This is a genomic window from Sphaerisporangium melleum (genome assembly GCF_014646695.1).
Classification (GTDB): Bacteria; Actinomycetota; Actinomycetes; order Streptosporangiales; family Streptosporangiaceae; genus Sphaerisporangium; species Sphaerisporangium melleum.
The window spans coordinates 1-24390 of the sequence record NZ_BMNT01000048.1; the positions used below are offsets into that span (position 1 = coordinate 1).

12 protein-coding genes are annotated in these 24390 nt (G+C 70.7%); 6 read left to right on the top strand and 6 right to left on the bottom strand.

Annotation, left to right across the window (positions count from 1 at the left end):
• The 6 genes from IEY93_RS32085 to IEY93_RS32110 all read right to left on the bottom strand — a co-directional run.
• On the bottom strand, positions 1-956 hold a 956-nt coding region (locus IEY93_RS32085; protein ID WP_189166918.1), incomplete at its 3' end, for a hypothetical protein.
• A gap of 774 nt (positions 957-1730) precedes the next feature.
• The gene (locus IEY93_RS32090; protein ID WP_203967905.1) at positions 1731-4778 is read right to left on the bottom strand and encodes a hypothetical protein; all 3048 of its coding nucleotides are present in this window, start codon (positions 4776-4778) and stop codon (positions 1731-1733) included.
• Positions 4775-7135 (bottom strand): hypothetical protein, encoded by a 2361-nt coding sequence (locus IEY93_RS32095; protein WP_189166919.1) that lies wholly within the window; start codon positions 7133-7135, stop codon positions 4775-4777. The genes IEY93_RS32090 and IEY93_RS32095 overlap by 4 nt, the downstream gene beginning before the upstream one ends.
• Entirely contained in the window at positions 7132-11133 is a 4002-nt protein-coding gene (locus tag IEY93_RS32100) for a DUF6603 domain-containing protein (protein ID WP_189166920.1), read from the bottom strand. Before IEY93_RS32100 ends, IEY93_RS32095 begins: the two co-directional genes overlap by 4 nt.
• Positions 11134-11166: 33 nt before the next feature.
• Positions 11167-12117 (bottom strand): ribosome-inactivating family protein, encoded by a 951-nt coding sequence (locus tag IEY93_RS32105; protein WP_189166921.1) that lies wholly within the window; start codon positions 12115-12117, stop codon positions 11167-11169.
• A 521-nt stretch (positions 12118-12638) separates the two neighbouring features.
• Positions 12639-15404, bottom strand: a complete 2766-nt coding sequence (locus IEY93_RS32110; RefSeq protein ID WP_189166922.1) for an ATP-binding protein — start codon at positions 15402-15404, stop codon at positions 12639-12641.
• Between the two features lie 136 nt (positions 15405-15540).
• Here IEY93_RS32110 and IEY93_RS32115 point away from each other — a divergent pair, with 136 nt between their 5' ends.
• The 6 genes from IEY93_RS32115 to egtD all read left to right on the top strand — a co-directional run bounded on the left by IEY93_RS32115 (position 15541) and on the right by egtD (position 24361).
• Positions 15541-18357 (top strand): helix-turn-helix transcriptional regulator, encoded by a 2817-nt coding sequence (locus IEY93_RS32115; RefSeq protein WP_189166923.1) that lies wholly within the window; start codon positions 15541-15543, stop codon positions 18355-18357.
• 90 nt (positions 18358-18447) lie between these two features.
• On the top strand, positions 18448-19242 hold the full coding sequence (locus IEY93_RS32120; protein ID WP_189166924.1) for an alpha/beta hydrolase: 795 nt from the start codon (positions 18448-18450) through the stop codon (positions 19240-19242).
• Position 19243: 1 nt separating this feature from the next.
• Positions 19244-20032, top strand: coding sequence for an oxidoreductase (locus IEY93_RS32125; protein ID WP_189166925.1), 789 nt, complete (start codon positions 19244-19246; stop codon positions 20030-20032).
• A gap of 438 nt (positions 20033-20470) precedes the next feature.
• Positions 20471-21295 carry an alpha/beta fold hydrolase gene (locus IEY93_RS32130; RefSeq protein ID WP_189166926.1) on the top strand — a complete coding sequence of 275 codons (825 nt, stop codon included), beginning with the start codon at positions 20471-20473 and terminating at the stop codon, positions 21293-21295.
• Positions 21296-21695: 400 nt separating this feature from the next.
• On the top strand, positions 21696-22904 hold the full coding sequence (locus tag IEY93_RS32135) for an acyltransferase family protein (RefSeq protein WP_189166927.1): 1209 nt from the start codon (positions 21696-21698) through the stop codon (positions 22902-22904).
• Positions 22905-23416: 512 nt separating this feature from the next.
• The gene (gene egtD / locus IEY93_RS32140) at positions 23417-24361 is read left to right on the top strand and encodes an L-histidine N(alpha)-methyltransferase (protein WP_189166928.1); all 945 of its coding nucleotides are present in this window, start codon (positions 23417-23419) and stop codon (positions 24359-24361) included.
• The last annotated feature ends 29 nt before the right edge of the window (positions 24362-24390 follow it).

A 24390-nucleotide genomic window follows, 5' to 3' on the forward strand; every position in this document is an offset into this window, starting at 1 on the left:
CCGCCGACGGTGACGGCGCGGTCCAGCGTGGCTTCCCCGTATACCTGAAGGCTTCCGTTGAGTCTGGTGTCGCCGTTGGCGACAAGACGTCCGGAGGTGAGGCTGTTCGAGACGGAGAGGTCGTCGTGCGCCGTCAGCTTCCCGTTGACGCCGAGCGGTCCCTTGACGGTGAGCTCGCTGAGGGTCGGGTCGTTGATGGTGATGGTGATGGTGGCGTACCGGTAGCTCGTCTCGAAGCCGCCGGTGACGGACGCCCTGAGGGTGAAGGTGGTGTCGCTGAAGATCTTGCCCGCCGGGACGGTCCAGGAGGTCTCGCGGCATTCGTGGAGAACCGTGCCGTCGCCGTCGTACAGGTGGAAGGAGTCGCCGTTGCTCTCCCAGGTGAGGTGGACCTCGTCGCCGGCGTTGAACCTGGTCCTGGGGACGGTCGGCCGATCTGGGGCGCCGGCCAGGAAGTTGTGCAGGTAGAAGGCGGGTTTCGCAGTGCCCCAGGTCAGGTCCTGAGGTGTCTTGGGGGTGTATTTGCCACTGGTCGTGCCGGAGGTTTCGGTGGTCGGGCAGGTGAGCGTGCTGCCGGGGGTGGCGGCGACGTCGCCGGTGATGCTGATGGTCAGCGGTTTGTCGATGAGGTCGAAGCCGGGTATGGGCGGGGCTTGGAAGATGACGTGGTAGTAGTTCGTGTCCGGTTCGAGGCCGAGTTCCCGCCCTATCTTCATCCGGGCGGACTTGGTGCCCCATTTGCCGGTGATCGAGGACTGTGGGTTCTCGGTGAAGTACGCGCCTCCGTCCTCGGGCGCGCTGATCGGGACGGCGATTTCGAGCTTCTTGCAGTAGATCTTCTGGCCGGCCGGGCTGGAGACGGTGATGTCGATGGTGTTGGCGGTGGGTTTGTCCGGGCTGCCCGCCTGGAGGGGTGCGGTGCTGGTGCTGTAGTGCAGCAGTGGAGCTTCGGACATGGTGGGAATGCTCCTTGCGGTTGAGGGATCGGATGTCGGCTACTGCTCTGGTTCGGTGAGCAGGCGGAGCAGGCCGTCTTGGAGGGTGGCAGGGCTGTCGGGGAACTGGGCGTCCGGCAGTGCCGAGGCCAGCTCGTACGGCATCCAGGGCGCCTGTCCCGGTGCGGGACGCAGCCAGGACCAGGCGCCGTGTCTCTCGCCCGGCCGGGGGAAGGCGATGCTCTGGGCGTGTTCGGTGGTCAGGACGGGACCGAAGCGGAAGACGACCTGCAGATGCCGCAGCGCGTCATCGACGTGCTGGAGAGGGACCGTGATGGCGGCGGTGGGGGTGATCCCCGTGGTGGCGTGAACGGCGGCGCGCGGGTCCAGGAGCAGCAGCAGCCGGGTGGGGGCGGGGTCGGCGAAGGTCAGGTGGAGGTAGTCGGCGTCCTGCGGGGTGGCGGCGGGGCCGAGCGGGCCGATCTGCGTGACGTGGTTCTGCAGGTCGTCGGGCTCGGTGACGCTGTGGAAGGTGTCGTAGCGGTATCCGGCTGCGTCGTCGGCGGTGAAGTAGCCGATCAGGCCGTCGTCATGGGCGGCTTGGTCGCCGAGGCGGACCGCGAACCGGTAGGCGGTGAAGGCGGCCGGTGGCGGGTCAAGGGTGGCGGCCCAGCGGGGATCGGGCAGGGGTGGTCCTTGCAGGGTCAGCCGCAGTTGTGCGGGGACCAGGGCCAGGGGGCGTCCGATGAGGACGGACAGGTTCCGGTCGGCGCGCTGGCCGACCGGTTCGGTGGTTCACAGGGTGGCGTCGATGGCGTCGAGGAAGGCGGTGAAGTTGGCTTCCGAGGCGAGGCGGGGAGAGCGGATCAGCCCCGCGACCAGGGGGGCGAGCGCCGCGACCTGGTCCAGGGTGGTGAGGGTGCCGTCCGGTGGTGGCTCCCATTGGCCGGTGCGCTCGCCGTGGAGGCCGGTGAGCAGGCGGTAGGTGCCGAGCAGGCGGCCTGCCGGGTCGTAGAGCAGCAGGCTGTGGTCAAGGTGGTTGGGCAGGATCCAGCCGCCGATGGGGTTGGGGTCGGCCGCGGTGCGCACGATGCGGCTGCCGGTCTGGGCGTCGAGGAGGTCGAAGTCGAGCCGGGCGGGCTGGAGGGGGCGGGGCGGTAGCTGGGCGACGGAGGCGATCGTGGGGGTGAGGGACGTCTCGGCCGCCAGTGGGGTGTCGATGACGAGGGGGAAGTTGCGGTAGTCGTGTAGTCCGCCGGTTTCGGTGTCGGGGCTGACGACGTCGAGGACGCGGCCGAACTTGTCGTAGAGGAAGAGCTCTTCGATGTGGATCTGTCCTTGCCGCATCTCGTGGAAGGGGGCGTTGGCGCCTCCGGGCAGGTACGGGGCGCTGGTGACGTGGCCGCGGTAGCGGGCGGGCAGGCCGTCGTCGGTGGCGGCGTCGGGGTAGCCGGCCAGGCCGGCGATGTGCGGGTGGTCGGCGTCGTCGGTGGTGGGGCGGCGGAAGGCGCGCAGGTCGCGGGCGGCCAGCCGCTGGTTGAAGCCGGTGAGTTCCTGGGCGAGGAAGGCCCAGTCACCGATCGCGGTCAGCCATGCGTCGAGTCGGTCTCGCTGGTCGTCGGTGCCGTGGTGGGTGATGAACTCTTTCAGCCGGGCGGCGAACAGCGAGCGGGGATGCGGGCCGAGGCCCGAGATGCCGGTGACGGTGACCCGGTCCGCTTCGATGCCGGCCGCGCCGGTGAAGCGGTAGTCGGTGCCGTCGAAGGTCCAGCAGCGCCGGGTGCCAACCGTGTAGGGGATGTGGCGGTAGGCGACCTTCCATTCCATGATCAGTGGTTGCCAGGGCTGGGTCCAGGCCTGCAGGCCCAGGGCGGGCAGGGTGCCGGTGTAGTCGGCGGGACGGTGCGCGGCGATGACGGCGCTGATCTCGCCGGCCGGTAGGCCGGTGGCGGCGGCCAGTGCGGGCGCGTTGCCCGGATCCAGCAGGAAGTACTCCGCGAGCAGAGCGGGGATCTCCTGCGGGAGCGCGTCCAGGCCTGGAACGGCGGGCATCGGCCCCTGGCCCGGCGTTGCGGTGATCGTCGTGCCGGTGACCGTGACGGCGCCGACCAGGAACGCGGGGCCGTCGTCGGTGAGCGGCCGCACGGGCAGCGGCTCATCGGGGACGGTGGCGTCGGCCGGCGGCAGGACGCCCGACAGGCTGACCACCGGGTCATTGGCCTGCCAGTACGGGTGGCGCGGGACGGCCTTGAGCGTGGCGCCTTCGACGAGCCCTCGGGCTTCGGCGAAGGCGTTGATCCCGGCGAGGAGCGCGTCGTGGGCGCCCGCGTAGGAAAGGGTGTCATCGGGCTGGGGGACCTTCGCGGCCGAATCCCGCACCTGGGCGGTCACCGCGCGCACCGTGTGGGCGAGCGAGCCCTCCTGGTCGGGGTCCAGTTCCTGCCGTATCCGGTCCGGATCGGGCGCGTCGCCGGGACGCGGGGACAGCGCGTCGGCCAGGCCGCTCTTCAACCACAGGGCGTTCAGCCGCCACTGCAGCGTGTACAGCTCGCCCACCTGCTCGTCAAGCCGGTGCTGGTCGTCGTTGAGGGTGGCAAGCCAGGGCGGCGGGGTGAACAGGGCGGGCGTTGATGCCGGATCGGCTGTTTCCTCAGCGGTGGTGTCGTCGGCGGTCGTGTCGGCAGGGGGCGGTATCACGGTCCAGTGGTGGCCTCCGGCCGAGGCGCCGAACGCGGCGTCGTGGATGTGCCGGTATACCCGCGCGTCGCCGCCTTTTTCGTCGGCGATGTCCAGGACGTTGTGCAGGAAGGTGCGCAGCAGTTGCAGGTCGGCGGCGGAGAGGGAGGCGCCGGCGGCGTGCAGAGTGCGGCCGGCGAGTGCGGTGAAGGCGTCTTCGGTGGTGTTGCCGATGGCGAGGTTGAGCGCGCCGCTGTCCTGGATGGCATCAAGGGGGTCGGGGGCGGGTGCGGAGGTGGCGTTCGGGTTCCAGGGGATGGTCAGGGCGGTGCCGCAGTACAGGCTGCGGGTGGCGGGGGTGACCGCGCCGTCCTGGTCGAGGCGGGGGTCCTGCCAGCCGAGGTGGGCGAGGTGGTCGGCGTAGGAGGTGCCCGCCCGGATGGTGGCGAGGACGTCGGCGTCGGGGTTGGAGTACCAGCCGATGACCTGGTAGCCGAGCGTGTCGGCGGAGTGGACGTCGGACAGGTCGTCGAGGAAGGAGAAGACGTTGCTGTTATGCGGAGTGTAGGTGGTGAAGTACGGGTCACCGGTGTCCATGGCGGTCACGAACAGCGGGTCGCCGCCGGCTCGTTCCGTCCAGGGCGTGGCGTCGCTGAGCGGGAAAGCGAGCCCCATGAGGATCTGGGGGACGTCGGGCGTCATGGTGTTGCGGTACGGATCGGGGCTGGTCTGCCAGGCGCGCAGTGTGTCCGGGGAGACCAGGTACGGGCTGGACCTGTCGTAGGAGTGGCCGTCTTCGTAGGCGGTGGTGCTGTAGGGGCAGTCGCTTTCGATCACCCAGGCCTTGGCGCGGCGGGTGGTGGTGCCGCTGAACCGGACCACCAGCCACCGGTTGGGCAGCAGCGGATAGCGGACCCGCCCGGTCTGCGGGTCCTGGACGCCGTGGCGAAGCCCCCGGGGCAGCGTCCAGTGCAGGTGTACGCCGGTGTGGTTGTGGGCCTGGTCGTTGCTCTGCCGGTCGCCCTCGTCCGGCTCGGGGCTCATGTAGTCGTCCAGCGCCTGGTAGTTGTGCTGCCAGGTTCGAAAGCCGTCCCTGCCTTGCAGGGCGGTGTTGACCACGAGTGCGTCCAGGCCGACGGGCACGACGAGTGTGGGGAGGGTGGTCAACCGCGGTCTCCGTTCGGGCCGGTGAAACGGATGGCTTCGGGTACCTTGACCATCTGCATGGCCAGGTCGGCAGGGCCGACGTGACCGACGGTGGTGCCGTGTGCGGCGTCCAGGGCGGCCTGCAGTGCGGGGATGAGCGAGCCGATGTTCAGGACTCGCGCGTTGCCGGTGCCGGTTCTCAGGTGGTCCAGGACGCCGAAGGTGACGTCGGTGCCGATCTGCTCGCCGAGTCGCAGGTTCGCAGGCGGGCGCGGTGGCAGCATGTTCCGCAGCGGTATCAGGCCGTGGTCCTCGACGCCGAAGCGGAAGCCCTCTTGGGGTTCGCGCAGTTCGACCGTCGCGGGCAGGCCGTCGAACAGGCACAGCAGCACCGAGGGCGCCAGGCGGTCCATGCGCAGCACCGGCAGCGGCGCGCCGCTTGGGCCGGCGGCGCGGACGGCCAGGTTCGGCCAGCCGGAGACCAGCGCCGAGCGCAGCAGCAGGCCGGAGACCGGCCGGGTGGCGCTTCCCAAGCCGTCCCCCGCGGTGGCGTCGTCGGATGTGGCGCCGCGCAGCGTGTCCCGGTGTGCCGACGCTACCCGGGCCGCCGCCGCCCGGACGGTGGCGGCCACGATCTGGTCCTGGAGGGTGTCTCGGCTGGACTGGGCGCCGATGCTCAACGCGCCGGAGATCAGCGCGTCCAGCCAGCTGGGGTCGACGTGGAAGAAGCGCAATGATTCCTGCGGCAGCATCCCTTCGCCGGGCACCAAGTGCGTGAACGGCACGGGGTAGAGCAGCATGAGCCGCCCGAGCCACTGCGCGATGGGGGCGAAGTGTTCGGCGAGTCCGTCGCCGTCGGCCGGCGCGCCGGCGAGGGTGGCCCGGGTGGCGTCCGACCGTAGGAAGTCCTCCAGCGCCTGGCTCACATCAGTCGGCGGCGCGGCCGGCGCGGGCGGTGACCACGGGGTGTCGGGCCTGCCCGGCGGGGTGCCGAGGGTGGTGAGCAGGTGGCCGTTCAGGAGTGCGCCGAACGCGGCCCGCGCCGTCCTCGGCCCCCGCGGCCCGCCGTCGTGTGGCGGCAGGTGGTTGCTGGTGGCCTGGTGGTAGAGGGTGTCGACCAGGTGCCAAGCGGTGTGTTTGAACGCCAGCAGGTGCCGGCCGAAGGCGCCGTCGGCCAGGGCGAGCGCCCGGCCGGTCTCGAACGCGGTGGCCAGCGACACGTCGAAGCCGCCCCAGACGGGGTCGTAGCCGAGGAGCGCGTCGGCGGTGGTGGCCTGGGCCGCCCGGGCGGTGGCCACGGGCATGACGGGGGTGAGCGGGCCCCGGTACCAGCCGTAGGTGGACTCACCCGAGCGGGTCAGGTACGGCAGCGGCACATAGCCGTCGTTGAGTCGCCGCGCCACGTGCCGCCGGGGGGCCGGGGTGGCGTCGGTGTCGGGGTAGGGGGAGGCCAGCCGCAGCCACATCTGTTGGCGGCCGGCCTGGGCTCCGTCCGGGGTGCGGGTGAGCCCTTCGGCCAGATCGGCGAAGCCGGTCTGGAGATCGGGGTAGGCCCAGAACGACCAGCCGGCCAGCGACAGCAGCGCCACCGACGTGCGGCCCCGGAAATCCGGATCGTCCACGAGGATCTTCTCGTGGCCTTCCAGGGAGACCAGGTGCACGATGTTCTTGGTCGGGGTGGCGGAGGCGGGCGGGGCATCGGCCGGCAGACGGTTCGCGATGACGACGGCGAACAGCCCGTCCTCCTCCAGGCCGAGGATGGGCCGGTCTCCGGTGTTGGCCGCGCGGCAGTGCGCGAGCAACCGCAGTTCGTCCAGGCGGGGCGTCACCGCGTGGAACTCCTCGGCCAGAACCTGGATGTAGGTGCAGGGGTCGGCGTCGCCGAGGTCGGCTTCCACCCTCAGCTCGGGTTTGAGCACGGCGGCATCGGCGGCCAGGAGGTCCCCGACCGTGCCGGAGATCGTACGGGTCGGGGCGTCCGTGCCGCCGACGAACTGGTCGTCGGTCAGCACCAGCAGCGCCAGCCACGGGGTGCCGGCCGGGGCGCCTTCCAGCGCGCGTTCCCACGGCAGCATGGGGTCGCCGAGCACCACGTGCGGCAGCACCTCGGCGAACCGGCCGCTGGAGGCGTCCGGCGGCTGCATGGCGACCACCGCCCCCGTGTCGATCGCGACCTGCGGGCCGCGGACGGTGAAGCTCTGGGTGGCGGTGAAGGTGTCGCCGATGATGGAGGCGTCGTCGTTCCGGCCGGTGCGCAGGGCGTGGGTGACCTCGACGCGGTAGTCCCCCGCGGGCAGGGCGGGCAGGTAGTCGTCGTGCAGCTCGATGTCGCCGAAAGGGACGGTGTCGCGGGCGGGGTGCTGTGGGCTCGGGCTCACGTCCGGCTCCCTGCGTTCTGGGTCATGGGGGCCTGGCTGAACAGGTGACCGGCGCCCTGCGCCAGGCCGGTCAGGGTGTCGTTGGGACCGGTGTACAGTTCGGCGTCGGCCAGGGCCGCGTACACCTGGTCGCGGCCGTCCTTGGCCTCCCCCCGGTCGGTACGGCCGATGAGGTCCGCACACGACGGATCCTCGGCGGAGACGAAGTCGTGATTGGCGGCCGGGTGCAGGGGCAGCGGCGACAGGCCTGGTGGCAGCTCGTCCTCGGTGTACTCGCTGAGCGGGAAGACCCCGCGCGAGGGGGCCAGCGACGGTCGCGGGGCCTGGACGTCGAAGCCGACCGGCCGGTCGGGCACCATGTCGGCGCTGGGCCTGGCGGAGGCTTCCTCGATCAGGGTGAGCGGGGTCCCCCACAGCGACGCCGGCAGGTTCCGGGTGCGAGGCGTCAGCATCCAGCCGTCGGTGGGCGCGAGCTGATTTTGGAAGTACAGCTTCAGGCGGTGCTCGCCGACCAGGCCGCCGCGTTTCATCGGGCGCACGTCGACCAGAGGGCCGTCCGCGGACCCGGGCGAGGCGAGCGGGTCCGCGCCGGTCCGCAGATGGCTGGCGGGAATCGCGGCCTGGGTGAAGAACCGCAGGTCGCGGGCGCGGACCAGCCACACCTTGCCGTCGGTGCCGTCCATGGTCTTGTCCAGCCCGCTGACCGGGGCGATGGTGACCATGTCCGCCGGTCCGGGCAGCATGCCGGCGAACTCCGGCCATTGCAACGTCTTGCTGCCGGATTCAGCAGGTCCGGGCCCGAAATCGACCGTCACGGTGAAGCCCAGGATGTGCGCGGAGACATGGCCGCCGGTGGGTGGCCCCCACAACTCCAAGATGGCGCCGACCGAGGCCGTAAGGGTTTTGTGGACGAACCAGACGTCGACCTGGAGCGAGACGCCGATGCTCACCGAGACGCTCGCGGCGAAGTGGAACGGCCGCCACGACAGCAGCAGGTCCGCCTGGGCCGTGAACCACGCCCGCAAGGGGCCCGCGTGGAAGACCACATCGAGCCGTCCGCCTGCCATCGCGCACGACGGCGTCACCGCCAGATACGTCTGCGCCTTGATCGAGACGCTGCTGCTGACCGCCCAGTCGATGCCCAGCCGCGGCACCCTCGGATAGGAGGCGGGCGGCTGGAAGGCCGGATGATAGCCGCCCAAACTGACCACGAACTGCCCAGCGTTCGGGTTCGACCCGAACCACACCACGGCGGCGAACCCCCCGGTCAGGTGGCAGTCGGGCGTCAGCACATACGAGGCCGGCGACAGCTGCCTGGCCACCTCGACGCTGCCGTGGGCGGGCCGGATGACGGCTTCCACGCCGAGCTCCGCATAGACGTAGGTGCGGGCAGACTCGGCGGGCAGCGGCAGCTGAAGAGTGGCGAGCCCGAGCACGGCCAGCGTCAACTCCTGGCCGAACTCCACGGCCAGGAGCACCTTGGCGTTCACCACCTCGGCCGCGCTGAACTCCACCCCCAAGGCCAGCCAGTACGAGCCCTGCCGCGGGGCGATCCACTGCCGCGGCCGGCCACCGGCGACGGCCGGCTCACGCCCCTCCAGGACCTCCAGCACCTGCGAAGGCCTGCCCTGGTCCGAGCCCGGCCCCTGCTTGTTCAAGACCAGCAGCGGGAAACCCGACACCTCCTCGGCGGAGGGCAGAGCCAGCTCCCGGTTGAAGCCGAACCCGGCCATCAGCCCGGTGACCAGGATCGGCGGCAGCTCCAGCAGCGGCCCCTCAAGCTGGGCGAACACGAACAGCGAAGGCTCGCCGTCCGTCAACTGCGCATAGGAGCCGACAGCCCCCAGTGAGAAGTTCGGCAGGGCGATCGTCGCCGCGCCGTCGTACTGGAACGCCACATCCGGGGCGAGCTGGTCCTCGGGCAGGTGCAGCAGTGCACCGGCGATCACCACCGGAGCGGCGCTGTAGCCGATGCCGAGTCCGGAGAGGTTGAAGGTCGGCTCGAACCTGTTCAGCGGCGATCCCACCGCCAGCCCGTCGAACGACAGGGACAGCGGTCCCACCGCGACCGCGGCGTCCAGCGCGAAGAGCAGCACATTGTGCTGGTACATCACGCCCACCCGGTTGATCTGGACGATGCCGAGCTTCTTCTGCACCGAGATCCAGTGGACGTTGGAGGCGGGTGCGCTCGGCACGCCGGACGGGTCGGGCGCGTTCTGCGGGCCGGGGGTTCCCGTGTCCGGCACCGCAGGGGTGCCGGTCTGCCCGCCTCCTCGGGAGGCCGGGGCGTTCGCGGACGGCACCCCCAAGGCGACCGATGTGGTCTCGCTCCCGATCCGCAGCTCCGCCAGGGCCGCCACGCCCGCCTTCAACCCGGCCGTCGGCAGCGGCACCAACCCGCTCAGCAGGCCGTTGACCACGCTGACCGCCTGCGGGGCGATGTCGCCGGAGCTGTAGAGGACCTGCAGGTTCTGCACGCTCAAGGTCCCCACCACCGACAGGAACCCGCCTACCAGGGGAAGCCGGGAAAGGTCGATGTCCGCCGACAGGTCGATACCGATCAAGAACCGGGCCGGGCCGTCCACCGGCTTCACCCGGACGAACTTGGCGTCCTTCAGCCCGATCCGCAGACTGTCCGGAACCTCGGCCGCCAGGTCGGGGGACAAGTGCGCCACCCAGTCACGCAGTACGATCTCGGTGCCCGCGTCGGAGCCGCGGAAGGTGGCGGCGACCACGTCGATGCCGGACCCGTCCTCGTCGAAGACGACGTCGAACGCGAAACCGTCGACGTCCAGCGTTCCGGCGTACCGCGTCCCCGAGGCGTCCCGGTTGATCGTCACATCGAGCGAGGCCCGGACCCCCTCCGCGATCATCATGTCCCCACGGCACGTGACGTCGTAGACGCCGGCCCCGGCACCCGTGGTGTGGGAGAACCAGACGGTTGTCAGCTCCAGGCTCTTGACCGGCCCGGGCACATTCGTCAGGCCGAGCGCCCCGGCCACCTCTGCCACGCCGAGCTCCGCACCGGCCGCGAGGCCGCCCTGGAAGATCCATCCTCCTTCGGCGCCGAAACCCTTGGCGGCGGAGACCTCGAGTCCGAGGGACGAGCCGATCGCCACGGTGCCCGAGATGTGGGCCACGAACTTCTCGACGCTGTTGTAGGACAGGTCCAGCGACAGGGAGGTGATCGCGACAGGACCGATCGACCACAGGCCGGTGACCCGCATCCGGACGATGTAGGCGTCGCCGAGCGTGGCGGCGAACGACAGGTCGCCGATGGACAGTTCGGCGGGCAGCTCACCGGCGGGGATGCCGAACGACTCCAGCAGCGACCCGGCACCGATCGGCTTGTCGCCACGCATCCGGCCGGTGACGCGCAGATCGGGCAGCCACACGGCGACTTCGAGAGGCAACTTCTTGATGTCGAGGTCGGCCACCACCGCCACGGAGGTCACCGTGTAGGCGGCTTCGCGCCCCCTGGTCAGGCGGTAGTCGAAGCCGGCGACGTCCCCGAGGTCGAACCCGAAGTCGCGCAACCCCTCCTGCGCGCTCCGCCACACGGCATCCCCACCGAAACGCCTGCCCAGATCCTCCAGCGCGGCGGCGAAGGCGCCCGGCCGGGCCGGCCGCACCGCGGCGGTCAACCGGGTAGGACCGGCCCCGGTCACCGTCGAGGTCACCTGGACCCTGTCGAAGGTTCCAGAGAGCACGAGAGTGGCCGCTCCCTTGTCCGTCACGGCCAGCGTCACACCCGTCGCCGCGACAGTCGCGGTCGCACCGGTGGGCCAGGCGAAGGACGCGCACGTCAGGGAGAGCGTCAGCGTCGTACGCCCCGCGTCCACCTGCGGCCGCCCGGACCCGGCCGCACCGGTACACGTCCCGTCCGGGAATGTGCCGAGCAGGTCGCGTAATCGCTCGGGCAGCGCGGCGTCCGCGGCGCTCAGCACCGGCAGGTCACCCAGGCCGAGAATGTGCGCGCGCAGCGCATCGAGATCCACGCCGTCTCCGCTGGATTCCCGCTCGTCCACGACTCATCGCCTGCTTTTCGAGCCGGTGCCCGATGAGGAGGGGGCCTTCGAGGAGAGGGCCGAACGGTGCCTCACCCCGTCACCCAAGATCGCCTTGGCATCCTCATGGGATATGGGGCGCAACACCTGCCTGTTCACAGACTTATCCCAATCGAGGTAGTCCAGCTTGGCCTGATTCAATTCCGGGTCGTCGCTCGCCTTCGCGGAGATCTTGGCCCACTTGAGAATGACGATGCCGAAGGGCGGAAGACCGGCGATGACCGCATCCCCCTTCCAGTAGCGCCCCTCTTCTATTCTTTCCGCCATCGCGGGGTTGACGATGTACTGATCCCAGTCGCCGCCGTACCAGTGCTTCGCGAAGGCATCGCAGTACGGTTCGAACCGAGCCATCTCCGCGGTCAGCCTGATGATCACATCGAAGGCCATCTTCGCCGAACTCGAGCAGGGTTCCACCGGACCCTGACCCGGCGCCCTCCTGCGGTAAAGGCGGAGCTCCGTCAGGTAGGTGTGGAGATTCCCCAGCGCATTCTCCATGCCTTTCCGGCCCAACTGCTTCAGATCCAGTTCCGAGTTGTATGCGGCCTTGATGGCACCGCCGTCGTCGAGATGGTCCAATCCGGAGGGCACGGGCAGCTCGGTGCCGTCGGCGTCGACGACCCGCACGCATTCAGGCATGCCATCGACCGACCACCCCGTGAGATAGAGACTCTCCTTCTGGAAGTACAGCCGTATCGACCTGCCGGGCGGTGGCACCGATCCGCCGGGACCGGGCGGCAGCTCTATGTCGACGCAACAGAAGAGCCGATCCGGATCTCTGGGCTGCGCCTGGTACATGGCATATCTCTCCCGCAGGAATTTCACCATGTCGAGAAAATCCTTGGCGCTGCACGTACTCATGTGGTCGAAATTTAGTGAGTGGGTTCCGGTGAGGACATCGGCAACGTCAAGGACCACTCGTCAACCCCTCCCGCCGACACCAAGATCGATCCGTTGACAGTCGTATGGTCTCCCACATCATCCTCGCTTGCAATACGGGCAAGCCGGCCTTTTTATGAGACACATGTCAAGGGCGAAGTCAAGACCAGCAGACTCCGGCAGAACGGCTTCTGTTTGGCGATCCGCACCCTGTGGTGCCGGTGCAGCCGTGTCACGTGGCAGGGGCGAAGGCATCGCACGGCGCAACGGGGTCGCCGGCGAAACATCGGTTTCGACGTCGAATCCGGTGCCGCAGGCGGATGCCGGCGAAGGCCATGCGATCGTCGTCGCGGGCGTTCAAGCACTTCATACGGACAGAACATTCTGTTTCATCGCCGACGCACCCGGCTTGGCCGGCGCCGGCCACGACGCATCGCGCGAGGACGTCCGGCGGTGCCCGCACGGCCGGCCACCGCCGGGGAACCTGGTATCCCGTCCGGGGTGAACCTACCGGCGGCGCGGCGGGCCGCGCTTCGGTCAGGTGACTGTGTCACCGAGCGTCACTGGTTCTGCAGGATGGCGCCCAGCTCGGCCCGGGACGTGATCCCGAGCTTGGGGAAGATCCGGTACAGGTGGGCGCCGATGGTGCGGTGCGACACGTACAGCCGTTCGCCGATCTCCCGGTTCGTCATGCCCTCCGCGACCATCTGCACGATCTGCAGTTCCTGCGCGGTGAGCCGGTCCCGGACCTCGACCGGCCGCTGCTCGCTCCTCTCTCCCGACGCGCGAAGCTCCCGCCGGGCCCGCTCGCTCCAGGGGAGGGCACCCAGCGCGTCGAAGGTCTCCCGCGCGGACCGCAGCAGCGGCTTGGCCTGCGCGACGCGCCGGCGACGCCGCAGCCATTCACCGTAGGCGAGTTGCGTATGCGCACGGGCGAACGGCCAGCGCACGGCGTCGGACGCGAGCGCCTCCTCGAAGAGCGCGGGCGCCCGCGACTCCTCGGCCAGCAGCGCCCTGGCCAGGAGCAGCCCGGCCCACAGGGCGGGGGACGGTGTCCTGCGCGCCACCTCCTCCATCTCCGCCAGGATGACCCGCCCCTCCGCGACGTTCCCGCTGTGCGCGGCCGCGTCGGCGAGCAGGCCCAGGAAGTAGCAGCGCAGCGCGATGTGGTGGCTCGGATCGGACGGGTCGTGCATGCGGGCCAGCCGATCGTGGGCTTCGGCGAACCTTCCATCGGCCAGCGCCACCATCGCGCGCGCCACCTGCACGGTCGCGAGGACCGGACGTACGCTCGCGGTCAGGCTCAGCCTCTCGGCCTCCGTCGCCAGGGCGAGGGCGTCGTCCCGCTCGCCGCGCAGGGCGGCCAGCAGCGCCTTGGTGGACACGGCCGTGCCGTACATGAGCGGCTGGCCGGTCTCCGCGGCCAGCAGTGCCGCCTCGTGCACCGCCGGGATCGCCACGTCCAGGTCGACCAGGAAGACCGCGCTCCACGCCTGGGCGCTCAGTGCCCGGGCCAGCAGCTGCAGCCGCCCGTGGGAGCGCAGGCCGGTCAGCGCGGCCGCAGAAAGCCGCTCGGCGAGGTCCAGGGCTCCCACCAGGACGGCCGCCGTGCCGAGCAGCCGGGCCGCCTGCGGGTCGACGACCGGCTGGGACGTCACCTCGCGCAGCCCGTCGATGACCACGCCGCCGCGCTCGATCGGCGCCGCGTAGGCCAGGACCGCCAGCAGTTGCGGGTGCCGGCGGTCGATGGGCAGGGCCTCGGCCACCGCGACGACGCGCTCGCGCGCCTGCGGTCCCGGCTCGACCCAGAAGCAGCGCAGCGCCGCGCTCCACAGGATGCGCAGCGCCCGTTCGTGGTCTCCTTCGGCGGCCACCGTTTCGGCGAGCTCGGCCAGGGCCAGGGGCCCGACCGCGTGGTCGCCCGTCCCGTCGTCGAAGGCGCCTCTGATCCAGAGCACGCGCGTGCGCTGCTGGGGTGACAGGTTCAGCGGTTCGGTCTGGCGCAGCAGGCGGGCGACCACATCGTGGTTGCCCAGTTCGACGGAGGCGTCCGCGGCCCGCAGCAGCCTTTCCGCGCGTTCGTGCTGGTCGTGGCTGAGCCGGGCCGCCTGTTCGAGTGCGCTGACGGCCGCCGCCGCCACTCCTCGCTGCCGGGCCCGGTCGGCCATGGCGTCCAGGGCCGCCGCCACCGTGTCGTCCGGCCTGGGGCTGGCCGCGGCCCGGTGCCAGATCTCTCGATCGGCCAGGTCTCCCGGGGCTCCGCCGGAGAGCTCGGCCAGCGTGTCGGCGATCGCGGCATGCGCCGCGTGGCGCTGCGCCAGGCTCGCCGCCTGGTAGATGGCCGAGCGCATGAGGGGATGCCGGAACACGACGCGCCCCTGGCCCGTCGCGATCAGCCTGGCGGCGACGGCCGGGGCGAGGTCCTGCTCCGCGGCGTCGCGGCTCAGGCGGGCCGCCGCGGCCAGCGTCTCGGCGAGTACGCTGCCGTCGTTGACCGCGGCGACGAGCAGCAGCGTGCGCGTGGCGGGGGGAAGCTCCGCCACCTGAGAGCCGAAGGTCTTCTCCAGGCGCACGGTCAGCGGCAGCCAGGACGTACGCAGCAGGGCGTCCCCGTCCAGCCCGTCCCAGGCACGTGGGAGTTCCATCAGCGCCAGGGGGTTGCCGGCCGCCTCGCGCAGCACCCGCTGCCGCGTCTTCGGCGCGAGTTCGAGGCCGGCCGCGTCCAGCAGGCTCCCGGCGGCCGCCTCCGGCAGGCCCTCCAGCGGCATGCCGGGCAACCCGGCGTCGGACAGGACGGAAGGGAAGCCGTCGCGGATCCCGGCGAGCAGCAGCACCGGCGCCGACTCGATGCGCCGCGCCACGAACGCGAGCACCTGGGCGCTGGCCTGGTCGAGCCAGTGCGCGTCGTCGACGACGAGCAGCGTGGGGGCGCGGGTGGCGGCCTCGACCAGGAGGTTCAGCGTCGCCAGCGCGACCAGGTACAGATCGGGAACGGCGGCGTCCGTCATCCCGAACGCCGCCCGCAGGGCTTCCCGCTGCGGGGCCGGCAACCGGTCGTCGTGGGCCTGGATCGGGTGCAGGAGCTGGTGCAGACCCGCGTACGGCAGCAGCGTCTCCGACTGCACGCCGACCGCGGTGAGGACTCTGAGCCCACGCTCGGCGGCGAGCGCGGCCGCGGCCGCGAGGAGGGCGGACTTGCCGATGCCGGCCTCGCCCCGCACCATCAGGCCGCCGCCCCCGTCGTGGATGCGGTCGACCATGCCCGCCAGCGCGCGGATCTCCGCGTCTCGGCCGATGAGAGGCGTCGTAGCTTCGCCGAACGACATGGTAGACAATGGTGCCCTATCCAGCACTGAATGCCGCTATGACCTCCTCGGCGGGCCGTGCCGGCCGTCGGCTTGGCGGTGCCACTTCACGGCCGGATATCGGCACCCGTTGTATCCGAATCGAAGAGGGCGCCGTATGTCCGCGAGCGACGAGGACCCCTGGTATCCGTTCCAGGTGGCCGCGGGTGCGGCGCTGTTGCTGGGCCGAGACGAGGAACACCGGGCGCTGGAGCTGTTCACGCAGCGGATCCGCGATGGCGTGAGCGACAGACTCGTCCTGGTCGGCGAGATCGGCGTCGGCAAGTCACGGCTCCTGGACCTCGCCGCCACCCTGTCCGCGGACCTGCGCGTCGCCAGGATCTCGGGCGTGGAGTCCGAATCACCGCTCGGCTTCGCGGCGCTGCATCGCCTGCTCGGCCCGTTCCTCGACCGGCTGGAGCACATCCCGGAACCCCAGCGCAACGCGCTGTGGGCGGCGTTCGGCCTGATCTCCGGCCCTCCGGTGAACGCCTTCCTGGTCGGTCTGGCGGCTCTCGGCCTGCTGGCCGAGGTCGCGGCCGAGCGACCGCTCCTCTGCCTCATCGACGACGCGCAGTGGCTGGATCGCGAGTCGGCGCAGGCCCTGGCCTTCGTGGCCCGGCGGCTGCGGGTCGAGGGCGTCGGCATGATCATGGCCCTGCGCGCGCCCGTCTCGGACACCACCGTCATCGAAGGCCTGCCGGTGCGGCCGGTGAACGGCCTGCCCCGTGCGGCGGCCCACCGGCTGCTGTCCACCGTCGCCCGCGGCCCGCTCGACGACGATGTGGCCAGGCGGCTCGCCACCGAGACGAACGGCAATCCGCTCGCCCTGATCACGCTGGCCGCCGGTCTGTCGGCCGGGCAACTCGCCGGGCACGCGCCGCTGCCGTCTCCTCTGCCGCTCGGCCCCCATCTGGAGACGTACCTGCTCACCCGGATCCGGGCGCTGCCCCTGGCCACGCAGACGCTGCTGCTGGTCGCCTCCGTCAGCCCGCCCGAGGACCAGGCGCTGCTGTGGCGGGCGGCCTCGTCGCTCGGCCTGTCACCGGTGGACGCCGACCCCGCGGTCACCGAGGGCATCCTGCAGCTCAGCGACATGCTGGGGGGCAGTGTCGCCTTCCGTCATCCGCTCACCCGGTCGGCGGTGTACGGGGCGGCGCACCCGGCCGATCGCCGCCGGGCCCATCAGGCGCTCGCGGCGGCCTGCGACCCCGAGCACGACCCCGACACCCGGGCCTGGCATCTGGCGGCGGCCACCGCGGGCACCGACGAGAACGTGGCCAGGGACCTGGAGACGTCCGCCGACCGGGCCAGGGCACGGGGCGGGTACACCGCCCAGGCCACCTTCCTGGCCCGCGCCGCCGAGCTGAGCCCCGATCCCGCCGCCCGCTGCGGCAGACTGCTCGCCGCCGCGCACGCCTACCTGACCGCCGGTGACGCCGCGGCGGCGCGGCGGCTGCTCGACCGTGCCACCGCGGGACACCTCTCGCCGGTACTGCGGGCGCGGGGGCAGCGGCTGCGCGCCGCCATCGAGATGCATCGGGAACGGCCTTCGCGGGTGCCGGCGATCCTGCTGGACGCCGTCGCCGCACTCGGTGAGCCGGACGGTGATCTGACCCGGCTGATGCTGCGGGAGGCGCTGGAGTCCGCGGTGATCGCCCGCCGGCACACGGTCGGCACCACGCTGGAGACCGTGGCTCGGGCCGCGCTCGCCGTTCCCACCGAGCACCCCGCCTCGGGCACCGACCTGCTCGTACGCGCCGCGGCCACCCGCGTCGCCCTCGGCTACCCGGCCGCCGTACCGATGATGCGCGCGGCACTGGACGCGCTGCGCACGGCCGAGCCGCTCACCGAGGAGAGCCTGCCGCTGGCCGTCCTCGGCAGCCTCGCGGCCGAGGACCTGTGGGACGAGCAGGCCCGGCACGCTCTGCTGACCCGGCTCGCGGCGTTCGACCGCGAGAACGGGGCGCTCGCCGCACTCAAGATCACTCTTGTCTGCCTCGCCAACAGCGAGCTGTGGGCCGGCCGGTTCCACGCGGCACGCGCGCACCACGCGGAGATCGCCGTCCTTGACACGATGCTCGGACCGGCGAAGGGGCTGACCTCGCAGATCGAGTTGCTGGCCTGGCAGGGCGCGGAGGCGCGGGCACGTGAGACCGCCGCCACGCTGACCGAAGGCACCGCCACGGAACACGGCGTCGCCCTCCTGGCCGACCACGCCGCCCTGTCCATGACGGTTCTGGAGCTGAGCCTGGGCAACTACCGCCAGGCCTTCGACCGGGCACGCCCGCTGTTCGACGACGATCCCCTCGGCCACGGCAACCGCGCTCTGGCCGACATGGTCGAGGCGGCGGCACGGGCGGGCGAGCCCGACGCCGCCGGGGACGCGCTCGCCCGGCTGGCCGAACGGGCCCCCGCCTGCGCGACACCATGGGCCATGGGACTGCTGGCCCGCTCGCGAGCGCTCCTGGCGGCAGGCGACCCCGATCCGCTGTACCGCGAGGCGCTCGACCTGCTGGGACGCACCCAGATGGTCACCGAGCTGGCCAGGACGCACCTGCTCTACGGTGAGTGGCTGCGCCGGCACCGGCGCCGCTCCGAGGCCCGCTCGGAGCTACGGACCGCGTACACTCTGTTCACCTCGATGGGGGCCGGGCTGTTCGCCGACCGGGCCCGCCTCGAACTGGCCGCGACCGGTGAGCATGCCGGCCCCGGGACCACCCCTTCGAGCGGGATCCTCACTCCGCAGGAGGCGCAGATCGCGGCGCTGGCCGCGGGCGGCGCGACGAACGCGGAGATCGCGACGAGGCTCTACATCACCTCCTCGACCGTGGAGTACCACCTCACCAAGGTCTTCAGGAAGCTCCGTCTCACCTCCCGGCGGCAGTTGTCCCAGTTGACCGGTCAGGAGCGCGAGGAGCCGTCCGGTAGCTGAGGCACCAGGACTGGGGGGTTCCCCCGATGCGGGGGCACCGCGCGCCGGGGTCCCATCACGTCAACATCCTTACTGAGGGAGGAAGGCGTCATGCCTGCGAACCCGGTCATCTTCATCCATGGGCTGTGGCTGCACGCGAGCTCATGGGACCCCTGGCTCACGCTGTTCACCGAGCGGGGGTACGAGCCCATCGCACCGGGCTGGCCCGGCGACCACGACACGGTCGAGGAGACCCGGAACGATCCGGAGAGCCTGGCCGGCCACGGGATCGACGACGTGGTCGAGCACTACGCCGCCATCATCGCCGGCCTTCCGGTCAGGCCGATCCTGATCGGCCACTCCTTCGGCGGCATGATCGCGCAGAAGCTGCTGGGCATGGACCTGGCCGCCGCGGCCGTCGCCATCGACGCCGCCCAGATCAAGGGCGTGCTGCCCGTGCCGCTGACGGCGCTGCGCTCGGCACTCCCGGTGTTCAAGAACCCGGCCAACGCGCACCGGGCCGTGTCGCTCACCGCCGAGCAGTTCCGCTACGCCTTCGGCAACGCCATCCCCGCCGAGGAGTCCGACGCGCTCTACGAGCGCTGGGCGATCCCGGCGCCGGGCAAGCCGCTGTTCGAGGCCGCCACGGCGAACTTCAACCCGCACTCCCCCGCCAAGGTCAACACCAGCAACCAGGGCCGCGGGCCGCTGCTGCTGATGACCGGCGGCCAGGACCACACCGTCCCCGAGGCGGTCACCCGGGCCACCCTGAAGCAGTACCGCCACTCCTCGGCGGTCACCGACATCATGGAGTTCCCGGACCGGGCGCACTCGCTCACCATCGACAACGGCTGGCAGGAGATCGCCGAGGCGGCCCTGGCCTGGCTGAAGAACCAGTCGCTCTGACATGGACCTGCACCTGTCCGGCAAGACCGCGATCGTCACCGGCGCGAGCAAGGGCATCGGCCTGGCGATCACACAGGCCCTGGCCGCCGAGGGCGTCCACGTGACCGCCGCCGCCCGCCACACCGGCCCCGAGCTGGCCAAGCTCGCCACCGACGGCCTGGTCCGCCCCGTCGAGGTGGACCTGGCCGCCCCGGACGGCCCCGCCGCACTGGTCGAGGCCGCCACCTCCGCCTTCGGCGGCCTGGACATCCTGGTCAACAACGTCGGCGCCGTGCAGCCGCGCACCGGCGGCTTCCTGTCCGTCACCGACGACGACTGGATCTCCACTCTCACGATCAACTTCCTGGCCGCCGTCCGCGTCACCCGCGCGGCGCTGCCGCTCCTGCTCGACCGGGGCGCGGGTTCGATCGTCACCGTCAGCTCGGTGAACGCGTCCCTGCCCGACCCGCTGGTCATCGACTACAGCGCCGCCAAGGCGGCGCTGGCCAGCTTCAGCAAGTCGCTGTCCAAGGAGGTCGGCCCGCGCGGCGTCCGGGTCAACACCGTCAGCCCGGGACCCGTCGCCACCGCGCTCTGGCTCGGCGACGACGGGGTGGCGGCGACCATCGCCCGCACCAGCGGCGGCGAACCCGGCGCGGTCGCCGAGCAGGCCGCCGCCGAGTCCGTCACCGGCCGGTTCACCCGCCCGGACGAGGTCGCCGACCTCGTCCTCCTGCTGGCCGGCGGCAGAGCGGGAAACGTCACCGGCGCGGACTTCGTCATCGACGGAGGCCTGATCAGCACCCTGTGATTCCCCCCTCCGGGACGGGCCCGAACGTGGCCCGGCCCGGGGGAAGGTGCCGCGAGCGCGGGACATCCGGGTTCTTCGGCGACTTACGTCATGCCGGGACGAGGACGTCCGGGTGCGCGGGCTCACCGGGGTGTGCTCCGGGCGGAGTCGCCGCGGTGCCACCGGAACGAGGGCCGTACCGCCGATGCGCACGGTGCTCGCACGCGGCTCCAGCTCGGAGAACGCGTTCGGAGACCTTCCTGTGACCTGAGCATGGGGGGTTTCCCGGATGCGACGGCGGCCCGTACCGCGGTGTCCTGGAGACCGGACGCGGCGCAGGTCCGGAAAGCACGCGGCCGGCATGAGCCGTGCGGCCGGCGCCGGCCCCTCCCACCGGATCGTCCAAGAGCGTCACTCCCAGCTCACCGGTCCGCACGCCCTCGCTTGGAACGGAATCCCATGTTCAGCAGAATTCTCGGCCGACGCGCCGCCGCCATCGCCGCGGTCGCCGGGCTCGGCCTTCTCGCCTTCGCCCTCCCCGCCTCGGCCTCCCTCCCCTCCTCGGCCGAGCACGCCGGCGGCAAAAAGCCGACGATCGTGCTCGTCCACGGCGCCTGGGCCGACGCCTCCAGCTGGTCCAAGGTCACCGAACGGCTCCAGAGCCGTGGATACACCGTTCTCGCCGCCCCCGATCCGCTGCGCGGCCTGAGCGATGACGCCGCCTCGGTGGCGGCGTTCGTCGCTCAGCGGACCACCGGGCCGGTCGTCCTGGTCGGCCACTCCTACGGCGGCGCGGTCATCAGCAACGCCGCGGCGTCCGACCCCGATGTCAAGGCGCTGGTCTACATCAACGCGTTCGTCCCCGACAAGGGCGAGTCGATCCTCAGCCTGCTGGGCGGAGGAGACCCGAGCGCCCTGTTCGACACCGTCGCCTACCCCGGTGCTCCGGCGGGCGACGTCGACCTCTACGTCAAGCAGGCGGTCTTCCCGCAGGTCTTCGCCGCCGACCTGCCCGCACGGACCGCCGCGCAACTGGCCGCCTCGCAGCGTCCGATCACGCTGAGTGCTCTGCAGGAGTCGTCCGGGACTCCCGCCTGGAAGACGCTGCCGAGCTGGTACCTGGTCGGCACCAAGGACGGCATCCTGCCGCCGGCTCTGCAGCGCACCATGGCGAAGCGGGCACACAGCCGGATCACCGAGGTCAGCGCCTCGCACCTGTCCATGCTGTCGCAGCCGGCCGCGGTCGTGGAGACCGTCACCGCGGCGGCCAGGTCCATCGGCTGAGCCACCCCCGGCACCATCACTTCCGCCCGTGGCGGCCATCGGCCGTGAACGCGATATCGCCACGGGCGGCGGTCAGCGCCATATTCGCGACGTGACGGTCTCGAAGTTCGACGATAGGGGATACAAGCGGTGTTCCCGGTGATTTCTAACCATCAACCCATATCGACAGGTCATCGGCCGGCTCGTGGTCCGATATGATGCCATTCGCGCGGCAACTCCCCGGTCAAGCAGTCGGTCACGCTCATCAACGAAGCGGTGAACCGTGGTGAATGACCACCCGACACGATGTCCGCCATACTCGTCAGGTGCGACCATCCCGTCTTTCGTCAGCCACGGCCCGGGCGGTGCAAGATTGGTCTCACCATGAGATGAGCCGGCGCTGATCGCTAGCATGAGTCAGATGCTTACGGCTCAGGAAGTACCGCGGCGAACCAGGAGACGTCTGGCGTGGCTCGACGCCTTACGCGGATTCGCGGCGCTGACGGTGGTCTTCGAGCACAGCCTCGCGCCGTTACTGCCCGAAGCGCGATTACCGGTGAAAGCGGTGTTCGAACCCGGTTGGTACGGGGTCATGGTGTTCTTCTTGGTGAGCGGGTACATCGTGCCGGCGTCCCTGGAGCGGCGGGGCAGCCTGCGCGCGTTCTGGATCTCCCGGTTCTTCCGGCTGTACCCGCTGTTCGCAGTGGCCGCGGCGGTCATGGCGCTCATGGTCCTTTTCGGCCTGGTCGATCCGCACATCTGGTGGCGGTCCCGGACGGTCTCCCTGGCTCTGGGCCATCTGACGATGCTGCAGAACCTGCTGCACATGCCCAACCTGATCAATGTCCTGTGGACGCTGTCGTACGAGATGGCCTTCTACCTGCTGCTGACCGCGATGTTCACCTTCGACGTCAACCGGAGGAGCACCACCGTCTCCCTCGGTCTCACCGCGGCGGCCGTGCTCGGCGCGGGAACGCTGCCGGTTGCCCTGTTGTCGGTCGGCGGGCCCGGCCGGATGTTCACCGTCACCGTGGTGGTGACCGTGCTGACGGCGGCGGGTCTGGCGCTGGCGATCAAGGGTTCGGGCGCGCTGCGGCGCGCGGGGGCGATCGCCATCGGACTGACCGTGCTCACACTCCTGGCGGTCAACCAGAGCTATCCCGGGCCATGGCAGGGGTTGCTGATCCTCGCCACCATGTTCGCCGGTACGGTGCTGTACCGAGCGGAACAGGGCGAACTCTCCTGGAAGCAAGCAGCATGGGTGGCTCTGGTGCCGCTGGCCGCGATCTGGCTGGCACGAGATGACCTCGGCACCCAGACCGCCACGGCCGCCGCCTGGCTCACCTTCCTCGCCGGGATGGCGCTGCGGCACCAGCACATGCCCCGCGTCCTGGCATGGCTCGGGCTGGTCAGCTACTCGATCTATCTCCTGCACCCGATATTGCTGGAAAGCGTCGAGTGGTACTGGCCGGAGCCGCTGACCGTGCCGTTGAGCCTGCGCCTCGCGGCGCTGGCGTGCGTGGTGGCACTGCTGCTCGGGCTCTGCGCGCTGACCTGGCGTTTCGTGGAAGCCCCCGCACAACGGCTCGCCAGGCGTCTCACCTCATCGGACGCGACCACGTCTCGGTGACCTCGGCCGCAGGGTGCGGGTGAGCCCTTTCCCGCCGGGCACCGTCCTCGCCTTACCTGTCGGTGCCACGAACGCCGCCACCCGGCCCATCGACCTGGCCGACTCCGACAAGGAAACGGCGGCCGGCCCCGCAAACAACTGATTCCCCGCCTGAGAAGGGGATAATTCGGCTCCGCACGGCCATCGGCCGCCGTCTCGGCAGAACCGGAAAGTGCAGAAATCTGAATAGGAACGCCCGATAACGTGCCGTGAGATCTCTCACATGACCTGGGAATATTATTTGATATGACCAGGTTGACGGACACAAATGACTCTGAGTCACTACACCATGACTCGATATCCCTTGACTTACTTGGCGACGTACACTCGAATGGAAACCGCGCCAACACGCCCTCTGCGCCGGTATCACCAGGTCGATCCGACTTATTCGCCCGACTGGTCGCGCAGACTCCGATTCGGCCTGTGCACCATCGCCACGGCGTCGCGATCCAGCCCAGTCGCCAAGGAGCGCCATGCACGTCTTTCTGGAAGACAATGATCTCCATGAGGCACTTCGCAGGGATGTCGCGCTCGGACTGACCTCCGAACCCAGGACCTTGCCCCCCAAATGGTTCTACGACGAGCGTGGCAGCGAGTTGTTCGACCAGATCACCCGGCTCGAGGAGTACTACCCGACCAGGTGCGAGCGAGAGATCCTGCTCGAGCGGGCCGACAACATCGCGCGGCTGACCCAGGCGCGGACGCTGGTCGAGCTCGGTGCGGGCTCCTGTGAGAAGACCCGGCTTCTGCTCGGCGCCCTGCGACTGGAGCGCTACGTACCCGTGGATGTGAGCGGCGACTATCTGGGCGAGGCGGCGGCGACGATCGCCGCGGAGCATCCGGAGATGGCCGTCCATCCGGTCGTCGCCGATTACGAGCGCCACTTGGAGTTGCTGCCGCGAGGCCCGCGCAAGGTCGTCGCGTTCCTCGGCAGCACGATCGGCAACATGCTCCCGGCCGAGCGGCACCGGTTCCTGGTCGATGTCCGGCAGATCCTGGAGTCGGGTGATTTCCTGCTGCTCGGCGCCGACCTGGTCAAGGACCAGGACCGACTCGTGCGTGCCTACGACGACGCACTGGGCGTGACGGCCGAGTTCAACCGGAACGTGCTCCGGGTCATCAACCAGCGACTCGACGCCGACTTCGTCCCCGAGGCGTTCGCGCACGTGGCTCTCTGGGACCCGGCCAATGAGTGGATCGAGATGCGGCTGCGCTCGCTGACCAAGCAGGACGTGCGCATCGCCGGCTTGGGCATCACGGTTCACTTCACCGACGGCGAAGAGGTGCGTACGGAGATTTCCACCAAGTTCCGCAGAACATGCCTGGAGCAGGGACTGGCCACGGCGGGCTTCGCGCTCCGCGAGTTCTGGACCGACCCGGGAAGTGACTTCTCCCTCGTCCTGGCCCAGCCCAACTGAGCCACCCGTCACCCGACCGCATCGAGAGG

Excerpts from the sequence above, each read along its gene's own strand:
- IEY93_RS32110 (WP_189166922.1), bottom strand. The coding sequence starts at position 15,404 with ATGTCGTTCGGCGAAGCTACGACGCCTCTCATCGGCCGAGACGCGGAG.
- IEY93_RS32115 (WP_189166923.1), top strand. The coding sequence starts at position 15,541 with ATGTCCGCGAGCGACGAGGACCCCTGGTATCCGTTCCAGGTGGCCGCG.
- IEY93_RS32120 (WP_189166924.1), top strand. The coding sequence starts at position 18,448 with ATGCCTGCGAACCCGGTCATCTTCATCCATGGGCTGTGGCTGCACGCG.
- IEY93_RS32125 (WP_189166925.1), top strand. The coding sequence starts at position 19,244 with ATGGACCTGCACCTGTCCGGCAAGACCGCGATCGTCACCGGCGCGAGC.
- IEY93_RS32130 (WP_189166926.1), top strand. The coding sequence starts at position 20,471 with ATGTTCAGCAGAATTCTCGGCCGACGCGCCGCCGCCATCGCCGCGGTC.
- IEY93_RS32135 (WP_189166927.1), top strand. The coding sequence starts at position 21,696 with ATGCTTACGGCTCAGGAAGTACCGCGGCGAACCAGGAGACGTCTGGCG.
- egtD (WP_189166928.1), top strand. The coding sequence starts at position 23,417 with ATGCACGTCTTTCTGGAAGACAATGATCTCCATGAGGCACTTCGCAGG.